The sequence below is a fragment of the Rhodanobacter sp. FW021-MT20 genome (assembly GCF_041107475.1).
In the GTDB taxonomy this organism is placed as follows: domain Bacteria; phylum Pseudomonadota; class Gammaproteobacteria; order Xanthomonadales; family Rhodanobacteraceae; genus Rhodanobacter_A; species Rhodanobacter_A glycinis.
This window is the reverse complement of sequence record NZ_JBGBPX010000002.1, coordinates 388,931-415,067: the sequence shown is the minus strand read 5'-3', so window position 1 is coordinate 415,067 and position 26,137 is coordinate 388,931. Positions and strand designations below refer to the sequence as shown.

Sequence of the window (26,137 nt, the reverse complement as noted above, 5' to 3'; positions counted from 1 at the left end):
CGCATGACGGAAGCTGCCTCGCTCAATCGTTACCAGTTGGCCGAACTCGGCGCGTTGCTGGCCGAGCCGGCGCGTGCGGCCATGCTGCTGGCGCTGATGGATGGGCGTGCGCGTCCGGCCGGCGAGCTGGCGCGTGCCGCCAGTGTGGGCGCGGCCACCGCCAGTGCCCATCTCAAGCGCCTGCTCGATGGCGGTCTGCTCGGCGTGCATGCGCAGGGGAGGCACCGGTATTACCGCCTGGCCGGCGATGAAGTAGCCGCGTGGCTGGAAGCGATGGCGCTGCCGCAGATTGCGCGTCCCCTGCGTCCAGCCTCCGCCGATGCCGCGATGTGCCGCGCGCGGACCTGCTATCGCCATCTCGCCGGTGCACTCGGCGTGGCGTTGTGCGACGCATGGCTTGGCCGCGGCTGGCTGCACTCCAGCGCCGATGGCTTGCAGCTGTCGCAGCCCGCAGTCGAGGCGTTGTGCCAGGCCGGTTGGCCCGAGCCAGTCGCCCGCCGCCTGCCGCAACTGCGCGGCCGCAGCTGCCTGGACTGGACCGAACGCCGCCTGCACGTCGGTGGCCCACTCGGCGTGGCACTTACCGCATCCATGCTTGATCTGGGCTGGCTGCGGCGCGCCGAACGTGGTCGTGCCCTGTTGCCCAGTGCCGACGGATTGCGGCGACTGGCCACACTGGGTGTGCGGCTGGACTGAGGACGCGTTCCAAGCCATCGCATGCCCATGCCGTTTTGCCGGGGCCATCAGCGCATGGCAAGTGGTGTGCGCCAGCCTGCCGCTTCTGGCATCTCGAAACCTGATTGGCGACGAAGCTCGGCTAAAAAAGACCGTTCGCGCTGAGCGTAGCTTGCGTTGACAAGCGTACGCGGAGAGTAGCCATGGATGGCTACGGCTTTGAGGAGCGAGGAAGTCGAAGCGCCTGCAGGCGATCACCCGTCGACTCCGGCCCTACGGGCCTACGCTCAGGGTGAACGGTGAGGTATCGGCTGGACCTCGTTGCCTATCAGGTTTGGGGGAGCTCTGAACAAACGGCTTTATGTTCGTCATTCCTGCGCAAGCGGGAGGCGCTTTTCGACAGATGTTCGTCTGTTGAAACCCCTGCTTGACCAGCCCTCCGGTGGTTGAAAAGCGTCCCGCGGGAATGACCGGAAAATGGCGTTATTCGAGATTCCATTATGTGTTTGAAAGTCGGATGTTTTTAATCCGAGGCTTGCACGAGGCTTTCGAGATGATTGTGTCTTGTTTCGTGTACTTCGTAGTTTTGGCGGTTGTCAGCACAGGTATCGATTTATATTGCGATTCATTTGGCAAGCCAGGCGAAAGAAAGCATTCACAAAGCGGCGTTTTGACCGTCCGCCAAGGCACCTTTTGCGTGCGCATGTATTTACTATAACTGCAGTAAAAACAACTTATTGCACGATGCTATCGGAGCGTGATTACCGCCTGTTCGACAAGGTCGGCAGAATGACATGAGAATCGAAATATATTACGAAAATGGACAATTTGGATCGATTCTTGTGCCTCCGTTCATTTGAATGAAAAAAATCGGTTTGTGATCGCTGTCACTCTAATTCAAAGACGTAATTGACGATGTCTTTTTGCAGATCTATTTTCAAATGATCCACTGAGGGGATCGACCGGTGGATGATTCCGCAGCGGCGCATTGATCGGGGGGTCAACGCTGCTTGGGCCAGGCCTACGTACTGTCCATTCCAAGGTGGTCGGGGGGAATGGTGGTTTCGGGCGTCCAGGGAATCTGCTTGGCACTTGCTACATGGAGCCGTGCATGAGCACGGCATGTTATTGCCACGGGGTCTTTGCGGCCGCGTAAGGTCCGCTCGCCCCGAATTTGTTGGGGAGTTACAAATGTCGAATCATTTTCGTATCAAGACGCTGGCTGCGGCCATCGGCATGGCGGCTGCCGCCACCCTTTGCGCGGCACCTGCCGGCAGCGTCGCGACGAACAACGTGTCGTTGCACATCGTTCGCCAGGCCACCAAGCTGCACACGGGTGACAAGGTGCTTGGCCTGCTCGACCAGAGCAAGCCGATGAACGTGGCCGTCTCGCTGAAGCTGCGCAACAAGGCCCAGCTCGACGCGTTCGTCGCCAACCCGCACCACCCGAACCTGACCCCCGCCCAGTTCCGCGCAGAGTACGCGCCGACCCAGGCGCAGGCGCAGGCCGTGGCCAGCTTCCTGAAGCAGCAAGGCTTCAGCAACGTGCAGATCGCACCAAACCGCCAGTTGGTGACCGCCAGCGGTCATGCGGCCACGGCCGCGCATGCGTTCCACACGTCGTTCGTGCATGTGCATACGCATGACGGGCGCGATGCCTTCGCCACCTCCAGCGCGGTGAAGATTCCCGCTTCGTTACAGAGCACCGTGCTCGAAGTCATCGGCCTGCAGAACGTGCACACCTTCCACGTGCTGAAGCCGGTGCATGTCGAGGCCAGCGGTTCGGCCACCGGTCACGCGATGACCGACTTCGCCAAGATCTACAACGCCGGCAGCACGGCGACCGCCTCGACGATCAACGTCGGCGTGATCACCGAAGGCAGCATGAGCAACGTGCAAAGCGATTTCAGCTCGTTCCTCAGCCAGAACCCGAGCCTGGGCAACATCCCGTTGAACGTGGTGAAGGTGGATGGCGGCAGCAGCGACACCAGCGGCGACGGCGAGTGGGACATGGACACCCAGTCCATCGCCGGCATCTCCGGCGGCGTGAAGGGCCTGTACCTGTACGCCACGTCCAGCATGAACACCCAGCCGCTGGTCGATGCCTTCAACAAGGCCGTGACCGACGACGTGGTGCGCGTCATCAATGTGTCCATCGGCGGTTGCGAGACCGGCTCGGAAACCAATGGTGCCGCCACCGGCGACAACATCTTCGAGCAGGCCGCCTCGCAGGGCCAGACCTTCTCGATCTCCTCCGGCGACAGCGGTGCGGACGAATGCGGCGACGGCGGCGTGACCCCGAGCTGGCCGTCCGACTCGCAGTACGTGATCTCCGCGGGCGGCACCGAGCTGTACACCTCGGGTACCACCTGGACCAACGAGACGGTGTGGAACAACCTGAGCTCGAACGAAGGCGCCACCGGCGGCAGCCCCAGCACCTTCGAGGCGCAGCCCAGCTGGCAGAAGAACGTGGGCCAGAACGCGGGCAGCAACTACCGCGGCCTGCCTGACATCGCCTTCGACGCCAGCCCCGAATCCGGTTCGCTGGTAATCGTGGACGGCCAGCAGGAGCAGATCGGCGGCACCAGCCTGGCCTCGCCGCTGTTCGTCGGCGTGTGGGCACGTACCCTGGCGGCCGATCCCTCTCTGGGTTTTGCCGCGCCGCTGATCTACGCGGACGCCAAGACCAACTACGCGTCGGATTTCCACGACGTCACCTCGGGCAACAACAGTGGCGAAACCGCGGCGACCGGCTGGGATTACTGCACCGGCTTCGGTTCGATCAACATCGCCAACTTCATCAGCCATGTCGCCGGTGGTGGCAGCACCCCGCCGCCGCCGAGCGGCAGCACGCCGACCGCCAACTTCACCTACACGGCGAACGGCCTCAGCGTGAGCTTCACCGATGCCTCCTCGGACACGGGCAGCACGATCAGCTCGTACTCGTGGAACTTCGGCGACGGCGGCAGCTCCACCTCGGCCAGCCCGAGTCACACCTACGCTGCGTCCGGCACCTACAACGTGGTCGAGACGGTGACCGACGGCAATGGCAACACCGACAGCAAGAGCGAATCGGTGACCGTGTCCAGCGGTAGCACCCCGCCCCCGACGGGCGGCGTATTCAGCAACAATACCGCCAAGACGATTGCCGACAACGCCACCATCACCAGCAGCATCAAGGTGACCGGCGAGCCGGGTGCGGCACCGTCCACGCTGAAGGTGCACGTCAGCATCACCCACAACTGGTCGGGCGACCTGGAGATCGTGTTGTATGCCCCGAACGGCGCCAGTGCGGTGCTGCAGCAGCCCGACTACAACGACGACGGCAATATCAACGCCACCTGGACGGTGAATGCGTCGTCGGTGCAGGGCAACGGCACCTGGAAGCTGAAAGTGATCGACAACGATCCCTGGTACTACGGCGATTACGGCAAGCTCAACAACTGGAGCCTGACGTTCTGATGACATGGGCGCGCAGGGACGCGCGCCAGTCGTTATCCCGCAGTGGGCCCGGCCAGTATGGCCGGGCCTTTTGGCGGCCTGATTCCAGGAAGATCCGGATTTTCCTCGTCACTCCTGTGAAGGCAGGAAACGCTGTTCAACAGCCGAATCCACAGGGCGGGCACTACCCGCTGGCTCTCACCCCATAGATGTGAAACAGCGCATCCCCGCGCGCCGGAACTTGCCCGGCATGCGACCATGCGCGGATGATCGACACATCTTCGAAACGGCTGGCGGTTGTCGGTGGCGGCCCGGCTGGGTTGATGGCGGCCGAAATGGCATGCGCTGCCGGGCTCGCGGTCGACCTCTACGATGGCATGGGTTCGCCGGGGCGGAAATTCCTGCTCGCCGGCAAGGGTGGCCTCAACCTCACCCATGGCGAACCCCTCGGGCACTTCGTCGAGCGTTATGGCGCGCGGCGCCGCGACGTTGCGCGCTGGCTGCAGGCCTTCGGCGCCGACGAACTGCGTGCCTGGGCGCGCGAGCTGGGCGTGGAAACCTTCACCGGCAGTTCCGGTCGCGTGTTCCCGCATGACCTGAAGGCCGCCCCGCTGCTGCGTGGCTGGGTACGACGACTGCATGCGCAGGGCGTGGTTTTTCACATGCACCATTGCTGGCTGGGCTGGCGTGACGACGGCGCGCTGCGTTTCGCCACGCCCGCCGGTGAGCGCATAGCGCACGCCGATGCCCTGGTGCTGGCACTGGGCGGTGCGAGCTGGCCGCAGCTGGGTTCGGACGGTGGCTGGTTCGCCGTGCTGCAGGCGGCCGGCGTGGACCTGGCGCCGCTGCAGCCGGCCAACTGCGGTTTCGAGATCGACTGGAGCGAGCACTTGCGCACCCGCTTCGCCGGCTCGCCATTGAAAGCCGTGGTGGCGCACTGGATCGACCGCGATGGCACGCCCCGTTCGCGCCAGGGCGAATGCGTGCTCAGCGAATACGGTATCGAAGGCAGCCTGATCTATGCCATCGGCGCGGCGCTGCGCGAGCAGGTCATGGCGCAAGGCGAAGCCCGACTGCAGCTGGATCTCGCTCCCGGGCGCAGCGAGCCGGAACTGGCCGCGCGACTGGCCGCGCCGCGCGGACGGCACAGCTTGGGCGATTGGCTGCGGCGCCGTGCGGGGCTGGACGCCGTGAAATGCGCGCTGGTGTTCGAGGCGGTGGACAAGGCGGTGCTGGCCGACCCGACGGCGCTCGCCGCGCGGATCAAGGCGTTGCCCTTGCGCCTGCGTGCGCCGCGCCCGCTGGCCGAGGCGATCAGCACCGCCGGCGGCGTGCGGCTGGAAGCGCTGGATGGACACCTGATGCTGCGTGATCGCCCGGGTGTGTTTTGCGCTGGCGAAATGCTCGATTGGGAAGCCCCCACCGGCGGCTACCTGCTCACCGCCTGTTTTGCCAGCGGGCGGTTGGCCGGCGAGGGTGTCGCTCGCTGGCTTGGCCAACGGTAGGAGGCCGCTCGCGGGCGATGCTTTTGTTTTCTTTTCCCGGGGAAGGTCTGATCAATCGGCTTCTTGCTCGTCATTCCTGCGGAAGCAGGAATCCAGTGCCTTTGCATTCAACGGCCTACAGGCACTGGATCCCAGCTTTCGCTGGGATGACGAGCAAAATCAGATCTTGCCCAGGTGCGCCACAGCAGAAGTATCGCCCGCGAGCGAGTTCCTACACGTCGCCGGCAGGCTGTTGGAGGGCCTCAGCCCAGCGAGCGCACGCGGAAGTTGCGGCCCTTGATCTTGCCGGCGCGAAGGCGTTCCAGTGCCTTGTTCGCCAGCGCGCGGGTGATCGCCACATAGGCGCGGGTGGCGAACACGTCGATCTTGCCGATGTCCTTCGCGTCCAGGCCGGCGTCGCCGGTGAGGGCACCGAGGATGTCGCCGGGGCGCAGCTTGTCCTGCCGTCCGGCATCGATCACCACGGTTTTCATCGGCGCCAGGTTCAGCGTCTTGCCGCGTGGCGGCGCCAGCTTCAGCGGGCGCCACGGCAACGGGGCGCCTTGCATCTCCTCGATGTTGGCGGCCTTGGGGCGCTCGCGCGGCGTGCACAGGGTGATCGCCATGCCCGCCTGTCCGGCACGGCCGGTGCGGCCGATGCGGTGCGTGTGGGTGTCCGGGTCATGCGCGATGTCGTAGCTCAGCACCAGCGGCAGCGCGGCGATGTCCAGCCCGCGCGCGGCCACGTCGGTGGCCACCAGGATGGCGCAACTGTGGTTGGCGAAGCGCACCAGCACTTCGTCGCGGTCGCGCTGTTCCATGTCGCCATGCAGCGGCAGGGCAGAGAAGCCGCGGCGATCCAGTTCCTGCGCTACCGCATCCACGTCGCGGCGCATGTTGCAGAACACCAGCGTCTGCTGGCCGCGTTCGCCAGCAAGCAGTTGCGCCAGTGCGTCCAGTTTGTGCGCCGGTTCCACTTCGATGAAGCGCTGTTCGATCGCGGCTTCCGCAGTGGCAGGTGCTTCCACGGTGACTTCCACCGGATCGCTCTGCAGGCGCTTGCTGGCCGCGCGGATCGCTTCGGGATAGGTGGCCGAGAACAGCAGCGTCTGATGATGCTTGGCGATGCGGCTCACGATGTCGTCGATGGCGTCGGAAAAGCCCATGTCGAGCATGCGGTCGGCTTCGTCCAGCACCAGCACCTTGATGCCGCCGCCGTGCAGGCTGCCGCGCTTCAGATGTTCCTGCACGCGACCGGGCGTGCCGACCACGATGTGCGGGTCATGCGTCAGCGAGGCCAACTGCGGACCCAGCGGCATGCCGCCGCACAGGGTCAGCAACTTCACGTTGGGAATGTTCGCGGCCAGCTTGCGGATCGCCTTGCTGACCTGGTCGGCCAGCTCGCGGGTGGGGCACAGCACCAGCGCCTGCAGGCGGATCGTGTCGGCGTCCAGCGCTTGCAGCAGGCCCAGACCGAACGCGGCGGTCTTGCCGCTGCCGGTCTGCGCCTGCGCGATCACGTCGCGGCCGGCCAGCAGCGGCGGCAGGCTGTGCGCCTGCACCGGCGTCATCTCGGCATAGCCAAGGGTTTCCACGCTGGCGAGCAGCGCGGGTTTGAGCGGAAGCGTCTGGAAAGCGGTCATGCGACATGATCGCATGTCCGGCTGCTGGCGGTTTCGATAACGCAGTGAAGCCTCGGTATGGCACGTGTAGGAGCGCACCCTGTGCGCGAGTGCTTTGGCCTTGATCAACGCCAGAGCATACGCGCACAGGGTGCGCTCCTACAGGTGGCTAGGAACGCAGGCCCACGCCACGCTTCAGCAGGTGCACGGCCAGCACGCCCAGCGCGATCACGAAGCCCACCATCACCAGCAGGGCCGGGCCGACGGACACGTCGCTGATGCCGAGCACGCCGTAGCGGAAGGTGTTGACCATGTACAGGATCGGGTTGGCGCGTGAAATCGTCTGCCACGGCTCGCTCATCATCTTGATCGAATAGAACACGCCGCCGAGGTAGGTGAGCGGGGTGATGATGAAGGTGGGGACTAGGGCGATGTCGTCGAATTTCTTCGCGTACATCGCGTTGATGAAGCCGGCCAGCGCGAAGATGATGGCGCCCAGCGTGACCGAGACCAGCGCGATCAGCGGGTGCACCAGGTGCAGGTTGGTGAAGAACAGCGCCACCACCAGCACCAGTACGCCCACCGCCAGCGCGCGCGCGACTGCACCGGTGACATAGCCGGCCAGGATCACCCAGTTCGACATCGGCGCCACCAGCATCTCTTCCACCGAGCGCTGGAATTTGGCGCCGAAGAACGAGCTGGAGATGTTCATGTAGCTGTTGTTGATCACGCTCATCATGACCATGCCGGGCACGATGAACTGCATGTAGGTGAAGCCTTCGATGGTGCCGATGCGGCCACCGATCAGCTTGCCGAAGATCACGAAGTACAGCGTGATGGTGATCACCGGCGGGATCAGCGTTTGCGTCCAGATGCGCAGGATGCGCACGATCTCGCGGCGGGCGATGGTGCGATAGGCGACGAGGTTGGCGGACAGGTTGCTCATGCGGCCTGCTCCTTCGCGCCATTGCGGCCACCTTCGACCAGTCGCACGAACAGTTCTTCCAGACGGTTGGTCTTGTTGCGCATCGAGGTCACCGTGATGCCGTGCGCGGACAGCGCCGCGAACAGCGAGTTGAGGTCATGCGTGCGCGCTATCTCCGCTTCCAGCGTGCGCTCGTCCACGCGGCGCAGGGTGATGCCGTCCAGCACGGGCGGGGTGGAAACGGGCTCGGCGGTATCCAGCACGAAGGTTTCCACGTCCAGCTTGGCCAGCAGGCGCTTCATCGTGGTGTCTTCCACGATGGTGCCGTGGTCGATGATGGCGATGTTGCGACACAGCTGCTCGGCTTCCTCCAGGTAATGCGTGGTGAGGATGACCGTGGTGCCGGCGGCGTTGATGCCGCTGACGAAATGCCACATCGAACGGCGGATCTCGATGTCGACGCCCGCAGTGGGCTCGTCCAGGATCAACAGGCGCGGCTCGTTCATCATCGCGCGGGCGATCATCAGGCGCCGTTTCATGCCGCCGGAGAGCTCGCGCGCCTGGTGATACGCCTTGTCCCACAGGCGCAATTCCTTCAGGTACTTCTCCGCGCGCACGGCGGCGATCTTGCGTGGGATGCCGTAGAAACCGGCTTCGTTCACGCAGATGTCGAACGGCTTCTCGAACTGGTTGAAGTTGATCTCCTGCGGCACCAGGCCGATCAGCTTCATGGCCTCGTTGCGTTGCTGGTTGACCGAGATGCCGAAGATGCGCGCATCGCCACCGGTGGAGCTGACCAGCGAGGAGAGAATGCCGATCAGGGTGGACTTGCCGGCGCCGTTGGGGCCGAGCAGGGCGAAGAAGTCGCCTTGCTGCACGGTAAGGCTGATGCCCTTGAGCGCTTCCACGCCGTTGCCGTAGGTCTTGCGCAGATTGTCGACCACCAGGGCGGGGGCTGTTTCGGGGTGTTGCGGGGACATGGGCTGCACCAAGCGGGGCGAGCCTCTTATTATAGCGAGCTAGCCTCCATCGTCTGGCCCTGCCAGAAGTACACACTGTTTCAGTACGCATCGTTAATCAGGACCCCCATGGCCGACCATTTCCAGCTCCGTCTCGTCGAAAGCCACATGCTGGCGCCCACTGTGCGCCATCTTTCGTTCGAACGCGCCGATGGGCAGCCGCTGGCCTTCGTGCCCGGGCAGTTCCTGCAGGTCCACTTCCACTACGACGACGGCACCGCCACCAAGCGCAGCTATTCGGTGGGCACCGTGGGTGACGGCGCTTCACCGGTGCAGCGCGTCGAGATCGCGGTGAGCTACGTCGAAGGGGGCGCGGCCACCAAATTGCTGGGCGAACTGCCGATCGGCGGCATCATCGACGCCAGTGGCCCGTACGGCCGCTTCTGCCTGCAGGACGCCGACACCCACCCACGCTACCTGCTGATGGCCACCGGTACCGGCGTCACGCCATATCGCGCCATGCTACCGCGCTTCGAGAAACTGCTCGCCGCCGGCGGTCGCGAAGTGGTGCTGCTGTACGGCGCCCGCAACGAAACCGAGCTGCTTTACGGCGAGGAATTCGAAGCCTTCGCGCAAAGCCACCCCGGCTTCACCTTCCACGGCTGCCTCAGCCGCCAGCCGCGCACCGTGCCGCGCCCGCACGATCGCAATGGCCACGTGCAAAACGTCCTTGCCGAATTGCAACCGCATGCCGACCGCGACATCGCCTACCTGTGCGGCAACCCGAACATGGTCGACGCGGCCTTCACCGCGCTGCAGGAGTTCGGTTTGCCGGTGAAGCAGATACGGCGCGAGAAGTACGTCTCGTCGCGCTGAGGCGGGTTCACAGAGAGTATTTTCGCGGGCCTTGGCGGCCTTCACGCAGGCCCCGTGTCCGGCCAAATCGAGCCCGAATGCGGGGCTCGGATGCGAAATCAGCCGGCTGGAGCTGCTGGCCACGCCCTGCCATGCAAAGCGGAAAGCCGGAACCTTGAAGAGGGCAGGCTGACTTCGGCTCCCTTGCCGCGCGCGCCTTGGGCGTGGCCGGCCATGCCCGTGCCTTAGCAAGTCGGCAGAGCGGTCACGTACTTGAAGTGGTGCTGATTCCGCGCGGAGTCGGGTTATTGCCGGCAAAAATGTGATTTACATCACATTTTTGCACTCTTCGAGCCGCAACACCCCGCCCCGTGATGCCGACCTCACATTGTCGTGACATGCCCCCCGGTATTTCGGAGTCGGCGCATGACAGCGCTGTCCGGGTGTTCCTTCGCATGATGCGGGTGGAACGTCCTGACGGGGGCAAGGGATCTTGCGTGGTCAAGACGTATTTCCTGGGAACTCGACGTTTCCAGCCACGGAAGTTTCAACGCCACTGCCGTTACCACGTTTGACGCCGTCGCGGGCAATGCCGCGACGGGAGGCAGCATGAATGGCTGGATTCAGCGGATGGTCGTGGCAAGTCTGCTCTGCGGTCTGACCGGGGTCGGGTCAGCACAGGCCGAGGGTGGGCGGATTATCTTCAGCGGGGCTGTCGTGGTGCCGACTTGCGCAGCGAGCAATGATCGCGCGGATCTGATGGCAGCGAATTCCGAGTCCGCTACACGGCAACTCAGCTGTGACGGCAAGCGACAGGTGGTGCGCGGCGATACCGACGTCGCTAGCTATGGGCTGTCCGTGGTGCCATTGAGTGGTGCCCAGACAAACGGTAACCCTTTGTTGGAATATTTCACGGGTTATCTCTCCCCTGCTCACGCCGTCGCAGCGAAGATGATTACGCGCACTTATGAATGAGTGCGTGATTCGTCGGTTTCGTATGGAGCAGCTAAGCAACCAAATGTCGGATCAGCGACAGGCGCCCTGATCAGGCCCGCGCTTGTGCGTCATGGACGTCTGCTATTGATAGTTCAGCGTGTAAGTGGCTACCGCCTTGACTGTGCCGCCGGAGATGGGGGTGCCGGTCTGGTAATAGCGGGCGTTGAGATTGATATCGTAGGTGCTGCCCGAGATGGTGCCAGTCTGGAAGGTAGTGCCGAAGGTGACGGGCGTGCTGCCCTGAAGGATTTGTACCCCGACTCCGCTGGCGTAGCCAGCCCCGGAAGGTGCAATCACGCCGTTGACGCCCGGCTGCGCACTACTGCTGTCCAAGGTGATGAAAACGCCCCGGTTGCTGGGGCAGTTGATCAGGTGCAGGTTGAATGGGGTGTTGCCCGCGGTTGAGCCTTGCCCGGTGAACTGGGATGTCGTTACGTTCGGCAAGGTTACCGTCTTGCTGACTGAGCCCGGGTCAACGTTGCAGGTGGGAACCTGGATCAGGATGGTGGCCTGGATGTTGAAGATTTCCACAGGCTGAGGTGAGACAGGAGCCGGCTGAAAAAAGCCTGTGTAGCATTGGCCACCTATCACATAGCCACTACAGACATCGATCTTCCACTGCGACAGTTGCCCGGTCAGCGTGCTGTTGTTGGGTGGCAGGAATGGTCCTGTATAGACCAACTGCAGGTTGGTCGTGATGCTGTACGTGGAATTTCCGCTTCCCACGGTATTGTTGGGATAGGCCGCCAACAATTTGCTGGCATCGGGGTGCAGCAGGCGGTAGGAAATCCCCGGAATACCAGTTGGGAAAAGAGTGTTGTCACCGCCTGTCGGTGACCCGGCGATGGTGTTGACGATGCCGCCGCTGGTGTTGCCGTCGCAGTTTAACTGTGGCGGATTGGCAGGGGTGGCCGCGTTCGAGGTCCATAGGACGGAATTGAGCTGGGTGCTGGGTGTGAGCGTGATGGTGCCTGCGTTGAAGGTGACGGTGGTCGCCGATCCGCTGGTAAACCAGCACGTTGCCCAGACCGTAGATGGCATTACGCCCAAGCCGACCAGCAACAGACCGGCGAGCAGTAGATTGAGCAGGCCAGGTCGCTGACGCGATGCCGGGCCGCTCGGCGCTGTGCCATTCTGACGCTGGTTGCAGCATGGCGTGTTCATTGTCCACCTCGTTGTGGCGGTGTGACCGGGCCGCTGGTGTCGCATGTGGCGTCGATAAAGGGCTGACCATGTTCGGATGGGCTCGGCGCGGGAACAGTGTAGGCAAACGAGCACGAATGCGTGGCGCCGTGCGTCCCCTGCCACTGTGCCCCGAGTTGCCCCGACTTGCTGGCTACGCGAAGCAAGGCTAGGCCGCCTTGACCCACCGTGCCCACCGCTTGGCCATGGGCGTCGAGCACTTCGGTGCCAAAAGGCAGCAACGAGCCGTCTGCACGCTGGATATGGGCAATCAGCGAGCGACCGCTCTTGGTCTTGAAATCCACCATCACCACGGCGCCGGCATAGGGCGCTACCTGTGCGCTGGTCGCGTCCAACTGCACGCTCAGAGGCAGGCCCTGGGGATCGATCTGGATCGTATTGAGCTGGTACGGCGTCAGGTAGGGCACTAGTGCGTAGCCGGAACGGCCCACGCTTACGCCTGGCGCGCCGTTGATGCTTGCGCCCGCTGCGTCGGGGACGTGCACGATGGCGATGGTGTCGCCGATGGGCTGGCCGAAGGTGATGCCACCGGGGTGTGCGACGATGGCGCCGCTAATTCCAACCGACGACTGCGAATAACCCTGGCCCTTGCCGTAGCTGGCACTGTAGATGGCATAGGGGCTGCGGTAGCCAGCGTTAAGTGTGCCGGCGTTGCCGTTGCCATCGCTGCCATGTGTAGCTGTGGCGCCGTAGTTGAACTGGCTATTTGCGCCCAGGGTGCCGCTCACCATGGCCTGATCCTGCGAGCCGCCGCTGTCGCTGCGATTCACGTTGAGAGAGAAGGTCGGCGCGTGCGCGCTGTCGCCGAGCGGCAGGTTGAAGCTCAGCATGTACTCGTTGTCGTAGTGGCCGAACGGGTCACGGGTACGCGCGGCCGAGAGGTTGTAGCTCAGCCGATGAAATGAATTGTTGTAGCCGATCTGGAACTGGGTATCGGTGCCGTTGCGATTCCAGTAGTCGCTGATCGAGCCATTGGCGTACAGCGATCCCGCACTTTGGCCGAGGCGTTGGCTGAGCGTGAGTGTGAAATTGTTGCGACGGCGCTGCAGCCCCACGCCAGCAAGGATGGGATTGGTGGTGAAGGCGCTGCCCGACAATGCTGCCTGCTGTGCCGGCGTGAGCAGGCTCTTTACGGGAAGACCGTCGATCATCGGCACGGTGGTTGGCGGCACGTACTGGAGCGCATCGAGCCCGCGACGCGCGTACTCGCGTGCGATGGCGGCGTCGCCCAGGCTCAGGTAGCCGCTGGTGGAGTAGCGGTAGGCGGCCACCGACAACGAGGTCTGCGTGGAAGGGATGATCTTGCTGTAGGTCAGTCGAATGCTCTGGCCGTCTTGCGCCTTGTAGCCCGGGATGCGGGTGCCCGCTTGGGTCACATCCAGCGCCAGCGCGCCATAGCGTGTGTTGATGGCGCCGCCAAGCAATGCGGCGGCGTAACCTTGTGAACCGACAAGCCCGGCATAACCGGTGAAGAAGTTGTTGAAGCCGTGTTGCACGGTGGCCTGCACCACATTCGGCTTGTGCTGCAGCGACACGTTGCGCAGCTGGCCGATGGCGATGTCGTAGCGGGTGATGCCCGGGCGCAGCAGTTGCGCCACAGACGCGTAAGGCACGGAGAAAGTGCGCACATGGCCATCGGCCTCGGTCACGGTCACGTCGAGATTGCCGCCGTAGCCGGTCGGGTAAAGATCCTTGATCGTGAAGGGGCCGGGCGCCACCGTGGTCTGGTAGATCTGCACACCGTTCTGGCGCACGGTGACCTTGGCGTTGGTATTGGCCACGCCGCGGATGATCGGCGCATAACCACGCAGCGAGTTCGGCAACATGCGGTCGTCGGTGGCCAGTTGCACACCGCGCAAGCCATAGCTGTCAAACACCGAGCCGTCGGTGTAGCTGTCGCCGATGGTCAGCAGCGAGCGCAGCGATGGCAGGTCGCGCTGCACGTAGGCGTCGATATTGTGCCACTCGCGTCGTGCCGGAGCATGCGCCGTGCCAGATTGCCAGTTCACCGTGGAGTCCTGGCGAACATGCCACAGGCCGATGTTGAGGCCGGCATTGAGGCCGAGATAGGTGCTGGTCTGGCTCAGTCCGTGACTGCTGTTGTGGTAGCTGTTCAAGTTGTAGTTGAGCAGCGCGGCTGGCACACCCTTGTCCCAGTATTCCGGGCTGACATAGTCACGAGGTGTCTGGCCGAGATAAGCCTGCGGCACGCTGGTGTCCAGACGAAGGGTGGACATGTCGAGCGTCATGGTGGAACCCGAAATCACCTCGCCGATGTTGACGCAGGCAGCCGGGTCCTGCAGTCGGGACTGAAGGGTTTCGGCAAGCTTGGCCGGGCGCAGGCCAAGCTGATCCAGCAATTTGCGCGTCACGCAAGCCGTGGCGCTGGCTTTGGGCGACGCGGCGGCAAAGCGTACGTCGGTACGTCCCACCCAGGTGTTGTTGAGATAGACGTCTAGGTTGTAGATGCCCGGCAGCACCGGGTTGCCGTGCTCGAAGCGTGACAGGTCGGTGGTGTTGCTGCCCGCGCCAGCGAGCAGGCTACGGTCGAAATCGGCGAAATTGGCATTCGCGTCGGCTTCGGCGCCACTGGCTGCCGCCGGGCCGGCGGCGCTGGCAGCGGCGCCATGCGCGGTAACCGAGCCCGCCCAGCCGCAAAGCGCAGCGGCAATGCCCGCGCACAGCAAGGCGCGCCGGCACGCCACGTGCCAGCGTGTTTCGCGCTGGTGCATGGCGTGCAGGGAATTCACGGCGAGACGGCGCTCTTCGACGCAACGTTCGCGCCGTAATCATTGATGGTGTTGAACTGGATCGCGCTACCTGCGGAAGGCGCTTGCTGCAGCTTGGGTATGTCCAGACGCAGGTCGGACATCGGCGCCACCATGCCGGTCTTGCCCTCATACGCCTTGCCGCCGACATTCACCGAAAGCTGGACGATGGTGATGTAGTACGGCGTGGGGTTGTGGATCTGCAGGGCATGCCCGGTGCCATCCATCGTGGCCTTGAAGCTGAGCTGGGCGGGCGCTTTCATGGGATCGCCAGCCAGGCCGGCCGGGCGATAGAACAGCTTCAGCCGCGAACGAATCGCCAACTGCAGATAATTCTTGTCAACAGCCTGCGGGCCATTGGGCTTGGGTGGAATTTCCAGCACATTGAGCCAGAACACCGACTCGCGATCGGTCGGCAGCGGCTTCGGGCTGTGGGTGAACAGGATGCGCAGGCTCTGGTCCTTGTGGGCATCCATGCGGAACAGGGGCGGCGTGATCAGGAACGGGGTTTCAACCTTGTCCGGCGTGGAGCGTGGATCGCCATTGTCGATCCATGCCTCGACCAGCGCAGGCTTGGCGTTGTCGTTGGTCAGCCGCACCGTGACTTCGCCGTCTTTCGCCGGAAAAATCACACGGGTGCCGGCGATGATGACATTGGCCCGGGTTGGGGCAATGGACAACGCGCAGCCAAGGGCTACCAGCGCCGAGACCAGCACGCGGATGGGTTTGTTCATGGGATATCTCGACTGCCGGGTGACTCGCCTGGGGCACCGCGACCGAAACCCGGTCGCGGTGCCCCAGGGAAATTGACGCGATTGCTTACGGGTACACGACCGAGTACGTCACGGTGGAGGTGACTGTGCCGGCAGTGACGGTAGCGGCGCTGGCGTAGTACTGCGCGTAGTAGTTCAGCGTCGCCGACGTGTCGCCCGTGGCCACGGTAGCGGTGCTGCCGTTCTGCGAGCCGGGTGCACTGTTCAGGGTCATGACGCCCTGCGTGCCGTTCAGCAACTGGATTTCGACACCGTTGCTGGCGGCGGTGTTCTTCAGGTTGCCATCGGCCAAGGTGTTCGGGCCCGGTTCGAAATACAAGCCGACAGTGCCGGCGGGAGCGAAAGTGCAGGCGGTGAGTTTGACCGAGAATGGCGTGGCCGCAGCGACCTTGCCAATAGAGCCGGACAGTGCGCTGGTGGCCACCGTCGGCAGCGTCACGCCGTTGCTGGCGCCGCCACCATTGACACCGATGGTGCAGGTGGAAGCCGTGACCTTGCCGTTGAAGGTGATGGTGCCGTCGGACGCGCGGGCGACCTGCGGGGCGAGCGCGGCGGCACCGAAGGTGGCGACGAGCGCGGAGGTGAGAAGCAGCTTGTTCATGGTGTTTCCTCAGGTTTCCACAGTGGTTGGTAGGTACAGCGTTGGTGGTGCAGGTACTTGCGACGGGCCAGCCGGTCCCGCTTCCCAGCGGACGATCAGGCCGCGCCGTCGGAGAAGGAGGGAGCAATCATCGTGCCAATACGTGATCTACATCACATTTAAGGCGCGCGCGCGGCCGTCATCTGGCCGCAGGTCCAATGGACGTGAGCCGTTTTGATGTGCTTGGGGCGTCGCATACGCGTGCGTATTGTCTGGAAATGACACGCAGCGTCGAATGTCTTATTTATCATTGGACGCGCGCCCCCCTTTTTTCCTTCTCCCTGTGCAGCCGGGGTGGGCATCTGTCGCCACGCCGCCGGATGTGAAGTGTGCAAGGTGACAGTTGACCAACAGGCCAACTGTAGGTCCGGATTCTCCGATCCGTGTCAGTCCAGTGCGCGAGCAAGACTGGACGCGCGCCATGATAGAGCGCCGTTTTGGCGCCGGTATTAGGACGATTCCCAAAAATGCGCATGACAGCGCTGGCAACCGGGATTACTCGTTCACCGCCCATGCGATGTAAAGCTTGCTTTACATAAAAAGACGTGTAAAGCTTGCTTTACATCGCACTGAATGCACGGGAGGGTGTCATGGGGAAGCATCGCGGTTGGGGGTATGTCTTGATGGTGGCGCTGGTCGGTTTTGCCGGGGCGGCGATGGCGACGGAAAGTGCGCCGGTGGAACGTGTCGGCACGTTGCAGGTGCAGCGCCATGGTGACCATGGTCGGCCGGTGATCCTGATTCCCGGCCTGGAATGCGGGCCGTGGGTATGGCAGCGGACCATTGCCGATCTGGAAAAGAACCACGTGGTGTACGCGGTGACCCTGGCCGGCTTCGACGGCGTGCCGCCGCCGGCACCGGACGCGAAGGCCGGCACGCTGCTGGATCGCGCCGACGCCTCGTTGCTGCAGCTGATCGAGACGAAGCACATCGACAAACCGGTACTGGTGGGTCACAGCATCGGTGGCACGTTGTCGCTGCGCTTTGCCGGCGAACACGCGAAGCTGCTCTCGGGCGTGGTGGCGGTGGATGGCTTGCCGGTGTTTCCGAACATGGACCGGATGAGTGCAGCGCAGCGACAGGCCGCTGCGGCGCAGGTGCAGGCGCACGTGGGTGCGATGACGCCGGCGCAATTCAAGGCGGCAGCGCTTCCCTACATGCAGCACATTGGCGTGATTGACCCGAACGAGGCCGCCCGCGTGGCGCCATTGGTTGGTCGCAGCGATGCCAAGGCCACCGCGGAGTACATGGCGGCCGACATGGCGGCCGATTACCGCCCGGGCCTGAAGCAGGCGAACGTGCCGATCATGGAAGTCGTGCCGTACTACGCGTCGGATGCCCGCCAGTACGCGGCCATGCGCAAGCAGCCGGTGCCGGACGCGGCGCAGAAGGCGGCCTATTACCAGAGCCTGCTGGCCAACGCGCCGAATGCGAAGGTGGTGTCGGTTTCGCCATCGCGGCATTTCGTGATGCTCGACCAGCCGGTGAAATTCCAGCAGACGCTGGATGGCTTCCTGAAGGCGTTGTGAGGTCGTTGCAATGGCACGTCTGACCCAGAAGCACTACGAACAGCGGCTGATGCTGGTGATGCTGGTGTACATGGCCGTGCTGTTCGCGGATGGCCCGTTGTTGCGCGCTGCCACCAACCTGCCGTTGAAGGCCTTGCTGGCCGTGGCACCGGTATTGCCGATGCTCTACGTGATCGCGCTGATGTGGTGGCGCGTCCGCGACAGTGATGAACTGGAACAGCGCACCCATCTGGTGGCGCTGGGCATGGCGACGGCGTTGGTGTCCGCGCTCAGTATGGTGGTGGGGTTCCTGGTGGCTGGTGGCGTGTTGCACTGGGGCGGCGGTGTGCTGATCTGGGTGTTTCCGATGCTGATGGCGGGCTATGGGATTGCCTACAGGCAAGTGGCCCGCCGCTACGGCATGGGCAATTTGTGCACGGGCGAAGGCAGTGCGTGGATGCCGTGGTACTTCGTGCTGCTCGCCCTGGTGATGGCGGGGTTCGGATTCAACGCATGGTGGCATCACCTTCGCGGCGACGCCCTGGTCTTCATGGCCACGGCCGTGTTCTTCGTGGTGGTGGCGATCCGGGCCCGCGTGCGGCAAGTGCGTGCACGGCAGGAACGGGAGGACTGACATGCAGGTACCTTGCGCATGGCTGGACCACTTTTCCATGCGGGTGCAGCGTGGAGCGGGGCGGCGCTGCGCATGAACAATCGGGTACGCGAATTGCGTAGCGAACGGGAGTGGTCGCAGGCCGACCTGGCCGAACGGCTGGAGGTGTCGCGGCAAACCGTCAATGCCATCGAGACGGGCAAGTACGACCCCAGCCTGCCACTGGCCTTCAAGATTGCAAAACTGTTCGAGTTGGCGATCGAGTCGATTTTCGAACCGGGCGAATGAAACGGGAGAACGCAATGAGGAACAAGCCGGTACGGCGCTATCTGCGTGATGCATCGGTGCCATTGGTGCTGACCCTGGTGGTGGCGGCATTGATGATGCATTTCGGACCGTCGCTGGGTGCGCCGGGAAAAATCGCTTTCCTGGTGGTGCTGATGTCCTGCTATGGCTGGTGCGGCTGGGTCGAGTTCCGTCATTTGAGGATGTGCGACGAGTTGCGTCGGCGCTTGGCACTGGAGGCGCTGATGCAGGCCTTTATCGCCGCCTTCGGCATCTTTCTTGTCCTGCTTTTCGCCCATGCCTTGAAGCTGCTGACCGTTTCGATCGACGTGGCGCCTCTGGTGATGATCGGTTGTTACGTGGTGTGCGAGATCGGCGCGCGCCTGCGCTATCGCTACTGGGCGCTGCTGTAATGACATGGAGTGACTACGATGAAACACGAAAGGCAAAAAAGGGGAGTACTGGCCGCATGCGTCGTGACACTGGCGTTGCTGGCATTGATCCGCGTTCCCGTGGTCGTATCGGCGCACGGCAGCGCAGGCACGTCACGAAATACGGCCATGGCCGTGCCGTCATGGCATCTTGCCGGCATGGGTCTGCATCTGAACGTCGAGTGCGATGCTCCATCCAGTTGCGCGGTGGCGCGCGTACTGTGGCAGACGCTCGCGCCATTCATAGCGGGAAACGGGGGGTAACCGGAACATGAGCATGTCAGGACGCAATGTGTTGCGCATCGTGGTGGTCGTGGCGGCGCTCGGCTGGTTCGGGTGGCGTTATATCCACTCGCACGAAAAGCCGCCGGCACAGGCAGACACGGCATCGGCTCCGGCAGCCGCCGCCAGCGCACCGGCGAAGCCGTTGCCGCCGGCGAAGCCGAAAACCTGGAAGGTCGGTTCGCTGACGTTGCACGATTGCGAACTGGGCCGACCAGGCAGCGGCATCACCAAAGAGGCGTGGTGCACCACGTTCAAGGTGCCGGAAAACCGTGCCGATCCGCACAGCCGCATCATCGGTCTGAAGCTGGCATTGGTACGCAGCGATGCCGCCGTGGCCGACAAGGACATGGTGGTGTTGCTGGCCGGCGGTCCCGGCGAAGCAGCCACGGAGTCGTGGCAGATGGTGGCGCCGGCGTTCGACGGCGTGCTCAAGCACCACGATGTGGTGCTGCTCGACCAGCGCGGCACCGGCGGCTCGAATCCGCTCAGCTGCACCTCCACCGACAACGATGGCGACGACACCCGTGTCGCCGGCCCGGATCTGGACCAGTTGCGCAAGGAAGTGCAGTCCTGCCTGGCCGAGGTGAGCAAGCGTGCCGACCCGCGTTACTACACCACCACCGTGGCGGTGCAGGATCTGGAAGACGTGCGCAAGGCACTGGGCGCGCCTACGTTCGACCTGGTGGGCGTGTCCTACGGCACGCGCATGGCGCAGCAATACCTGATGCATCACCCCGATGCGGTGCGCAGCGTGGTGCTCGATTCGCCGGTGCCAAACCAGACCGTGTTGGGCGAGGATTTTGCGGCGAATCTGGAGCACGCGTTGAAGCTGGACTTCGCGCAGTGCACGGCCAATCCGGCATGCAAGAAACGCTTCGGCGATCCGATGCAGACGCTGTACCAGTTGCGCGACGCACTGCGGGCCAATCCGCACACGGTCAGCTTCCGCGACCCGCAGACCTGGGCCACGGTGACGCGGCCACTCAATGAGTATGCGCTGGCCGGCGTGGTGCGCATGTTCGCCTACACGGCGGAAACGGCGGCGCTGCTGCCGTTGTCGATCGACGCGGCCGCGCACGGCGACGTCGCGCCGCTGCTGGGCCAGGCCAAGCTGCTCAGCGGTGACTTGAGTGGCGACATGAACAACGGCATGTCGATGAGCGTGATCTGCAGCGAGGACGCCGACTTGCTCAAGCCGCGTCCGGAAGATGCCAACACCATCCTCGGCAACCATCTGATCGACGCGATCAAGACCGAATGCTCGGTGTGGCCGCACGGCACGCGCCCGGCGAATTTCCATGCGCCGTTGAAGAGCGACAAGCCGATCCTGATCCTCGACGGCGAGCGCGACCCGGTGACCCCGCCGGCCTACGGCAAGACCATTCTTGCCGGCCTGGGCCATGCACGGCAGTTGCTGTTCAAGGGCCAGGGTCATAGTGAGTTGAGCCGCGGCTGCATGCCCAAGTTGCTCACCCAATTCATCGACAAGGCCGACCCGAAGGGACTGGACGCCAGCTGCCTGGATCGGCTCGGTCCCACCCCGACCTTCATCGACTTCAGCGGAGCCACGCCATGATCGAGGTAAGCGACCTGCGCAAGACGTTCGGCACGGTGAAGGCCGTGGACGGCGTCAGTTTCATCGCTCGCGATGGCGAGATCACCGGACTGCTCGGCCCCAACGGCGCCGGCAAGACCACCACGCTGCGCATGCTCTATACGCTGATGAAGCCGGACAGCGGCCAGGTCAAGGTGGATGGCATCGATGCGGCGGTCGACCCGCTCGGCGTGCGCCGGCTGCTTGGCGTATTGCCGGACGCGCGCGGGCTGTACAAGCGCCTCACTGCGCGCGAGAACATCGAGTATTTCGCGCGCCTGCACGATATCGAGCCGGCGCGGATGCGTGCGCGTAGCGATGTGCTGGTCGATGCGCTGGAGATGCGCGACATCCTCGACCGTCGCACCGAGGGCTTCTCGCAGGGCCAGCGCGTGAAGACCGCGATTGCCCGCGCGCTGATCCACGATCCGAGCAACGTGATCCTCGACGAACCCACCAACGGCCTCGACGTGATGGCCACGCGCGGCCTGCGCCAGTTCATGCAGGCGCTGAAGGCGGAGGGCCGCTGCGTGCTGTTCTCCAGCCACATCATGCAGGAGGTGGCGGCGCTGTGCGACCGCATCGTGGTGATCGCGCACGGTCGCGTGGTGGCCGATGAAACCCCCGACGCGCTGCGTGCGCAAACCGGCGAGACCAACCTGGAGGATGCCTTCGTGAAGATCATCGGCAGCGAGGAGGGCCTGGCCGCATGAAAACGCTCACCGTCTTCCTCAAGGAAGTGAAGGAAAGCCTGCGCGACAAGCGCACCGTGCTCAGCGCCCTGCTGTACGGTCCGCTGATCGGCCCGATCGTCATGGTGATGCTCATCAGTACCACCATCAACCACCAGATGGACAGGGCCGACCAGCCGCTGAAGGTGCCGGTGATCGGCGCGCAGTACGCGCCGCACCTGATCGATGCATTGAAGCAGCAAGGGCTGGTGCTGCAGCCGCCGATGGCCGATCCGGCAGCCGCCGTGCGCGACCAGGATGCCGATGTGGTGTTGCGCATCCCGTCGAATTACGGTCAGGCGTGGACCAAGGGCGAAGTGGCGCAGGTGGACCTGATCTACGATTCCTCGCGACGTGATGCCAGCGCTGCCGAAGAGCGCCTGGCCGGCATGCTCAAGTCGTACGCGGGCACCCAGGGTGCCATGCGGCTGGTGGCGCGCGGTCTGTCGCCGGAGATGATGATGCCGTTGCGGGTGGACGCGCGCGACCAGTCCACGCCGCAGTCGCGGGCCGGGATGATGTTCGGCATCCTGCCGTACTTCTTCGTCATCACCGTGCTGGTCGGCGGCATGTACCTGGCGATCGACTTCACCGCTGGCGAGCGCGAGCGGCAATCGCTGGAGGCGCTGTTCGCCAATCCGCTGCCGCGCTGGCAGATCCTGCTGGGCAAACTGGGGGCGATCTGCGTGTTCTCGCTGGCCAGTCTGTTGATCTGCGTGGTCGCGTTTGCCGTGGCGGGGCGTTTCCTGCCTACCGACAAGATGGGCATGACCTTGAATCTCGGCATCGGGTTTGCCGGCCAGGTCTTCCTGCTGATGCTGCCGCTGGTGCTGCTGTTTTCGGCGTTGCAGACGCTGGTGGCGGGCTTTGCCAAGACCTATCGCGAGGCACAGACCTATCTGTCGCTGCTGATGGTGGTGCCGATGCTGCCGTCGATGCTGCTTACCTTCATGCCGGTGAAAACCGTCGGCTGGATGTATGCGGTGCCGCTGCTCGGCCAGCAGGTGGGCATTACCCAGTTGTTGCGCGGCGGTGCGGTGGGCATGCCCCACGTCATGATGTGCCTGGTCAGCGGCTTCGTGGTGGCGTTGCTGGTTACGCTGGCGACAGTGTGGGTCTACCGCTCCGAGCGACTGGCGATCTCGGCGTGATGCGGATGCAGCCCCTTGTACGCAAGGGGCTGCATCTTCAGGCAAGCGTGGATGCTTGCGGAGCGATGTGTTGCAGCATCCACGCCGCCACCGCCTGCGGATGTTCCAGGTGCAGGTGGTGGCCGCCGTCCATCGATGCGATATTGATATGCGGCACGCAGGCGGCGCGCCCACGCATCATGGCGTCGGGCAGGTACGGCGTGGACGGTCGCGCCAGCAGCAGCGACGTGGGCGCCGTGATGCCGGCGAGCAGGGCATGAATTTGCGTTTCCGCCAGGCGGATGGCGGTGGGGCGGGTCAGGCGCGGGTCGCTGCGCCAATGCCAGCCATCGTCGGTCTGGCGCAGGCCGCGTTCGACGATGGGACGGGCCAGTTCGGCGCGCAGGCCGCTGGCGATGGCGCGTGCGCTGACGGCCTGGTCGATGTCGCGGAAGCGGCGCAGCGACTTGTCGCTGGCGGCCGGCGCGGCGAGTGCCTTGCGGAAGCGTGCGAGGGTTTGCGTACCGTCGTCGCCGAGCGGGCCCAGGCCTTCGATCAGGTACAACTGTTCGATTCGCGCGGGCGCAGCGGCCGCGGTCAGCGAGGCAACGCCGGCGCCCAGTGAGTGGCCGAGCAGGGCGAAACGCTGCAGCTTCAGCGCGTCAGCCACCGCCAGCACGACACGCACGTAGTCGGGAAAGTGGTAATGCGTGCCGGTGGGCAAGTGGTCAGCGTGGCCATGGCCGGGAAGATCCAGCGCGATCACGTGGAAATACGTGGCCAGCAACGGTGCGAGCTTGGCGAAGCTGGCGGCGTTGTCCAGCCAGCCATGCACGGCCAGCAGCGGCGAGGCGGCCGGGTCGCCCCAGCTTTGCGCGGCGAGGGTGAGCGGGCCCAGCGCGATGCGTTGCTCCGTCGGTTCGATCATGCGGGGGCGTCGCTGCGCAGGGTCTTGGCACGCTGCTGTGCGGCGGCCTGTTGCGCTTGCGTGGTGGCTGCGTCGTAGTCGATGGCGAATTCCGGCCAGCCCTGGGTGTGGCGCAGGATCAGCGCGGCGAGGCTGGCGACCTGTTCGGTGCTGTCGTTGAGCGCCGGGATGTAGCGCAATTCGCGGCCACCGGCGGCGGTAAAGAAATCGCGGTTCTGCATCGCGATTTCCTCCAGCGTTTCCAGGCAATCGACCGCGAAGCCGGGGCAGGCCACGTCGAGCCGCTTCACACCTTCGGACGCCAGGCGCCGCACGGTTTCGTCGGTATACGGGTGCAGCCAGCGCTCGCGACCCACGCGCGACTGGAAGCTGAGCACGACCTCGGATTCGTCCAGCCCCAGGCGCTCGCGCAAGAGTCGCGCGGTGGCGTGGCACTGGCAGAAATACGGATCGCCGGCATCGCGGTAACGTTCGGGGATGCCGTGGAACGACAGCAGCAGTTTGTCGCCGCGGCCGTGCGTTTCCCACCAGTGCCGGATGCTGTTCGCCAGTGCGTCGATATGCCTAGGGTCGTCGTGGTAATCGTTGACGATGCGCAATTCCGGCGGCCAGCGCAGCGTCTTGATCGCATCGGCCACGGCATCGAGTACCGAACCGGTGGAGGTGGCCGAGTATTGCGGGTACAGCGGCAAGACCAGCAGTCGACGCACGCCGGCGCGCTGCAATTGCGCGATCTGTTGCGCGACGGACGGTGCGCCGTAACGCATCGCCAGTGCCAGCTTGATCGGTCCCGGTCGCTGACGTCCCAGTTCGGCTTGCAATGCATCGGTCAGCGCCTCGCTGCCGAAGCGCAGCGGCGAGCCGCGTTCTTCCCAGATGCGCGCATAGGCATGCGCCGAACGCGCCGGGCGTGTGCGCAGGATGATCCCGTGCAGCACCAGCCACCACAGCCAGCGCGGGAGTTCGATCACGCGCGGATCGGAGAGGAATTCGGCCAGATACGGGCGTACCGCCTTCGCCGTGGGCGCCTCCGGGGTGCCCAGGTTGACCAGCAGTACGCCTGCCTGAACGGCGGGCGCATGCGCGTCATGAGGCAAATCGGCAAGGCCGGTATAGTGGCTGCGTGACATGGAGGTGCCGGCGGCTGGAACGATCCGCAAGTCTGCCATAACCTGCCGTGGATGCCGCGGGATGAACTTGCGACCGCTGGTCGCATCCAAGCCATGCCGGCCTTCCGTTTGCCCATCATTTGCCTGGAGACATCCATGATCAAAGCCTCCCTGCGTCGACTTTTGCCCGTTGCCATGCTCCTGCTGTTGCCCGCGATGGCCGCGCATGCCGAAGATCCGCCGCTGGTGCGCGCGCAGAACGCGGTGCGCGTGCTTAACGACATCGAGCAGGCGCCGGACAAATCCATTCCCACCGACCTGCTGAAGCAGGCCCATGCGATCGCGGTGATTCCCGACCTGGTCAAGGCCGGTTTCGTCTTCGGTGGCCGGCGTGGCGAAGGTCTGATCTCGGTGAAGCGGCCGGATGGCACCTGGTCCAACCCCAGCTTCATCAGCCTGACCGGAGCCAGCGTGGGCTTCCAGATTGGCGTGTCCTCCACCGACGTGGTGCTGGTGTTCACCACCCAGCGTGGCGTGGATTCCATCGTCAACGGCAAGTTCACCATTGGCGCCGATGCCAGTGCCGCGGCCGGCCCGGTGGGACGCAATGCCAGTGCCTCGACCGATGGCAAGCTGCATGCGGAGATCTATTCCTACTCGCGTTCGCGTGGCCTGTTCGCCGGCGTGGCGCTGGATGGCGGCGTGATGCGCATCGATTACGACGCCAATGCGGCGGTGTATGGTGCGGGCATTACCCCGAGGCGCATCTTCGAGGGCGGCGTAAGCAACGTGCCGGCGCCGGTGGTGAGCTTCCGCGATGCGCTGGAAGAGTACACTTCCAAGTGATCGCTATGTGCGAGTATTGGCGTTCCCGCGGGCGGAGCCGTTTCCGCCCGCGCATGCCTCGAGGGTAATCATGGGTTTTGACAGCATCTGGCATTGGCTCATCCTTCTGGTGGTGGTGCTGCTGATCTTCGGTACCAAGAAGATCACCAACCTGGGACCGGATATCGGCAATGCCGTGCGTGGCTTCAAGAAGGCCATGCACGGTGATGACGAGGAAGAGGCCAAGGCGAAGGCGAAGGCGGCGGCCGAGAAGCTGCAGGCCGATCCGCCGCCGGCTTCGACCCAGTCCACCACGCAGGAACAGCGCGACTCCACCGAGTCGAAGTAAGAGTCTGC

At 64.2% G+C, this 26,137-nt stretch carries 24 protein-coding genes; 15 read left to right on the top strand and 9 right to left on the bottom strand.

Features of this window, described 5'->3' with window-relative positions; translation table 11 throughout:
* The first annotated feature begins 3 nt into the window (after positions 1–3).
* The 3 genes from AB7849_RS04715 (at position 4) to AB7849_RS04705 (ending at position 5,621) form a co-directional block, all read left to right on the top strand.
* A complete protein-coding gene (locus AB7849_RS04715; protein ID WP_008214094.1) occupies positions 4–696 on the top strand; it encodes an ArsR/SmtB family transcription factor in 693 nt (230 codons plus the stop codon).
* A 1,170-nt stretch (positions 697–1,866) separates the two neighbouring features.
* Positions 1,867–4,137 (top strand): protease pro-enzyme activation domain-containing protein, encoded by a 2,271-nt coding sequence (locus AB7849_RS04710; RefSeq protein ID WP_008209720.1) that lies wholly within the window; start codon positions 1,867–1,869, stop codon positions 4,135–4,137.
* Positions 4,138–4,382: 245 nt separating this feature from the next.
* Positions 4,383–5,621 carry a TIGR03862 family flavoprotein gene (locus tag AB7849_RS04705; protein ID WP_369500651.1) on the top strand — a complete coding sequence of 413 codons (1,239 nt, stop codon included), beginning with the start codon at positions 4,383–4,385 and terminating at the stop codon, positions 5,619–5,621.
* 242 nt (positions 5,622–5,863) lie between these two features.
* On the opposite strand, the gene dbpA is transcribed toward AB7849_RS04705, so the two are convergent.
* From dbpA to AB7849_RS04690, 3 genes are all read right to left on the bottom strand, one after another.
* Positions 5,864–7,243, bottom strand: a complete 1,380-nt coding sequence (gene dbpA / locus AB7849_RS04700) for an ATP-dependent RNA helicase DbpA (RefSeq protein ID WP_008216152.1) — start codon at positions 7,241–7,243, stop codon at positions 5,864–5,866.
* 148 nt (positions 7,244–7,391) lie between these two features.
* Entirely contained in the window at positions 7,392–8,168 is a 777-nt protein-coding gene (locus AB7849_RS04695; RefSeq protein WP_008216154.1) for an ABC transporter permease, read from the bottom strand.
* Positions 8,165–9,127 carry an ABC transporter ATP-binding protein gene (locus AB7849_RS04690; protein WP_037102251.1) on the bottom strand — a complete coding sequence of 321 codons (963 nt, stop codon included), beginning with the start codon at positions 9,125–9,127 and terminating at the stop codon, positions 8,165–8,167. Before AB7849_RS04690 ends, AB7849_RS04695 begins: the two co-directional genes overlap by 4 nt.
* Positions 9,128–9,235: 108 nt before the next feature.
* Here AB7849_RS04690 and AB7849_RS04685 point away from each other — a divergent pair, with 108 nt between their 5' ends.
* Positions 9,236–9,982, top strand: coding sequence for a ferredoxin--NADP reductase (locus tag AB7849_RS04685; protein WP_008216158.1), 747 nt, complete (start codon positions 9,236–9,238; stop codon positions 9,980–9,982).
* A 588-nt stretch (positions 9,983–10,570) separates the two neighbouring features.
* Positions 10,571–10,936, top strand: a complete 366-nt coding sequence (locus AB7849_RS04680) for a hypothetical protein (protein ID WP_157618212.1) — start codon at positions 10,571–10,573, stop codon at positions 10,934–10,936.
* A gap of 102 nt (positions 10,937–11,038) precedes the next feature.
* On the opposite strand, the gene AB7849_RS04675 is transcribed toward AB7849_RS04680, so the two are convergent.
* From AB7849_RS04675 to AB7849_RS04660, 4 genes are all read right to left on the bottom strand, one after another.
* On the bottom strand, positions 11,039–12,121 hold the full coding sequence (locus tag AB7849_RS04675; protein WP_369500650.1) for a fimbrial protein: 1,083 nt from the start codon (positions 12,119–12,121) through the stop codon (positions 11,039–11,041).
* The gene (locus AB7849_RS04670) at positions 12,118–14,910 is read right to left on the bottom strand and encodes a fimbria/pilus outer membrane usher protein (protein ID WP_369500648.1); all 2,793 of its coding nucleotides are present in this window, start codon (positions 14,908–14,910) and stop codon (positions 12,118–12,120) included. Before AB7849_RS04670 ends, AB7849_RS04675 begins: the two co-directional genes overlap by 4 nt.
* Positions 14,907–15,662, bottom strand: a complete 756-nt coding sequence (locus AB7849_RS04665) for a fimbrial biogenesis chaperone (RefSeq protein ID WP_008215863.1) — start codon at positions 15,660–15,662, stop codon at positions 14,907–14,909. The genes AB7849_RS04670 and AB7849_RS04665 overlap by 4 nt, the downstream gene beginning before the upstream one ends.
* A gap of 85 nt (positions 15,663–15,747) precedes the next feature.
* Positions 15,748–16,302, bottom strand: coding sequence for a fimbrial protein (locus tag AB7849_RS04660; RefSeq protein WP_008215864.1), 555 nt, complete (start codon positions 16,300–16,302; stop codon positions 15,748–15,750).
* A gap of 629 nt (positions 16,303–16,931) precedes the next feature.
* Between AB7849_RS04660 and AB7849_RS04655 the strand changes: the two genes are divergently transcribed.
* The 8 genes from AB7849_RS04655 to AB7849_RS04620 all read left to right on the top strand — a co-directional run bounded on the left by AB7849_RS04655 (position 16,932) and on the right by AB7849_RS04620 (position 22,939).
* Positions 16,932–17,870, top strand: a complete 939-nt coding sequence (locus AB7849_RS04655) for an alpha/beta fold hydrolase (RefSeq protein ID WP_369500647.1) — start codon at positions 16,932–16,934, stop codon at positions 17,868–17,870.
* Between the two features lie 10 nt (positions 17,871–17,880).
* Complete coding sequence (locus AB7849_RS04650; RefSeq protein ID WP_008215868.1) at positions 17,881–18,483, top strand: hypothetical protein; 603 nt, start codon at positions 17,881–17,883, stop codon at positions 18,481–18,483.
* Positions 18,484–18,555: 72 nt separating this feature from the next.
* A complete protein-coding gene (locus AB7849_RS04645; RefSeq protein ID WP_008215869.1) occupies positions 18,556–18,750 on the top strand; it encodes a helix-turn-helix transcriptional regulator in 195 nt (64 codons plus the stop codon).
* A gap of 14 nt (positions 18,751–18,764) precedes the next feature.
* The gene (locus tag AB7849_RS04640; RefSeq protein WP_008215871.1) at positions 18,765–19,160 is read left to right on the top strand and encodes a hypothetical protein; all 396 of its coding nucleotides are present in this window, start codon (positions 18,765–18,767) and stop codon (positions 19,158–19,160) included.
* An 18-nt stretch (positions 19,161–19,178) separates the two neighbouring features.
* Positions 19,179–19,442, top strand: coding sequence for a hypothetical protein (locus AB7849_RS04635; protein ID WP_139201670.1), 264 nt, complete (start codon positions 19,179–19,181; stop codon positions 19,440–19,442).
* A gap of 7 nt (positions 19,443–19,449) precedes the next feature.
* Positions 19,450–21,039 carry an alpha/beta fold hydrolase gene (locus tag AB7849_RS04630; RefSeq protein ID WP_369500646.1) on the top strand — a complete coding sequence of 530 codons (1,590 nt, stop codon included), beginning with the start codon at positions 19,450–19,452 and terminating at the stop codon, positions 21,037–21,039.
* Positions 21,036–21,770 (top strand): ABC transporter ATP-binding protein, encoded by a 735-nt coding sequence (locus tag AB7849_RS04625; protein ID WP_008215873.1) that lies wholly within the window; start codon positions 21,036–21,038, stop codon positions 21,768–21,770. Before AB7849_RS04630 ends, AB7849_RS04625 begins: the two co-directional genes overlap by 4 nt.
* On the top strand, positions 21,767–22,939 hold the full coding sequence (locus AB7849_RS04620) for an ABC transporter permease (protein ID WP_369500645.1): 1,173 nt from the start codon (positions 21,767–21,769) through the stop codon (positions 22,937–22,939). Before AB7849_RS04625 ends, AB7849_RS04620 begins: the two co-directional genes overlap by 4 nt.
* A 37-nt stretch (positions 22,940–22,976) precedes the next feature.
* Here AB7849_RS04620 and AB7849_RS04615 read toward each other — a convergent pair whose 3' ends face one another.
* Together AB7849_RS04615 and hemH are read right to left on the bottom strand one after the other, a co-directional pair.
* Complete coding sequence (locus AB7849_RS04615) at positions 22,977–23,846, bottom strand: alpha/beta fold hydrolase (protein WP_008215879.1); 870 nt, start codon at positions 23,844–23,846, stop codon at positions 22,977–22,979.
* Positions 23,843–24,976 carry a ferrochelatase gene (gene hemH / locus AB7849_RS04610; protein ID WP_037102123.1) on the bottom strand — a complete coding sequence of 378 codons (1,134 nt, stop codon included), beginning with the start codon at positions 24,974–24,976 and terminating at the stop codon, positions 23,843–23,845. The genes AB7849_RS04615 and hemH overlap by 4 nt, the downstream gene beginning before the upstream one ends.
* Positions 24,977–25,111: 135 nt before the next feature.
* On the opposite strand from hemH, the gene AB7849_RS04605 reads away from it, so the two are divergent.
* Positions 25,112–25,801: a lipid-binding SYLF domain-containing protein gene (locus tag AB7849_RS04605; RefSeq protein WP_037102126.1), complete on the top strand. Its 690-nt coding sequence runs from the start codon at positions 25,112–25,114 to the stop codon at positions 25,799–25,801.
* 70 nt (positions 25,802–25,871) lie between these two features.
* A complete protein-coding gene (gene tatA, locus AB7849_RS04600; RefSeq protein ID WP_008215886.1) occupies positions 25,872–26,129 on the top strand; it encodes a Sec-independent protein translocase subunit TatA in 258 nt (85 codons plus the stop codon).
* Positions 26,130–26,137: the final 8 nt, after the last annotated feature.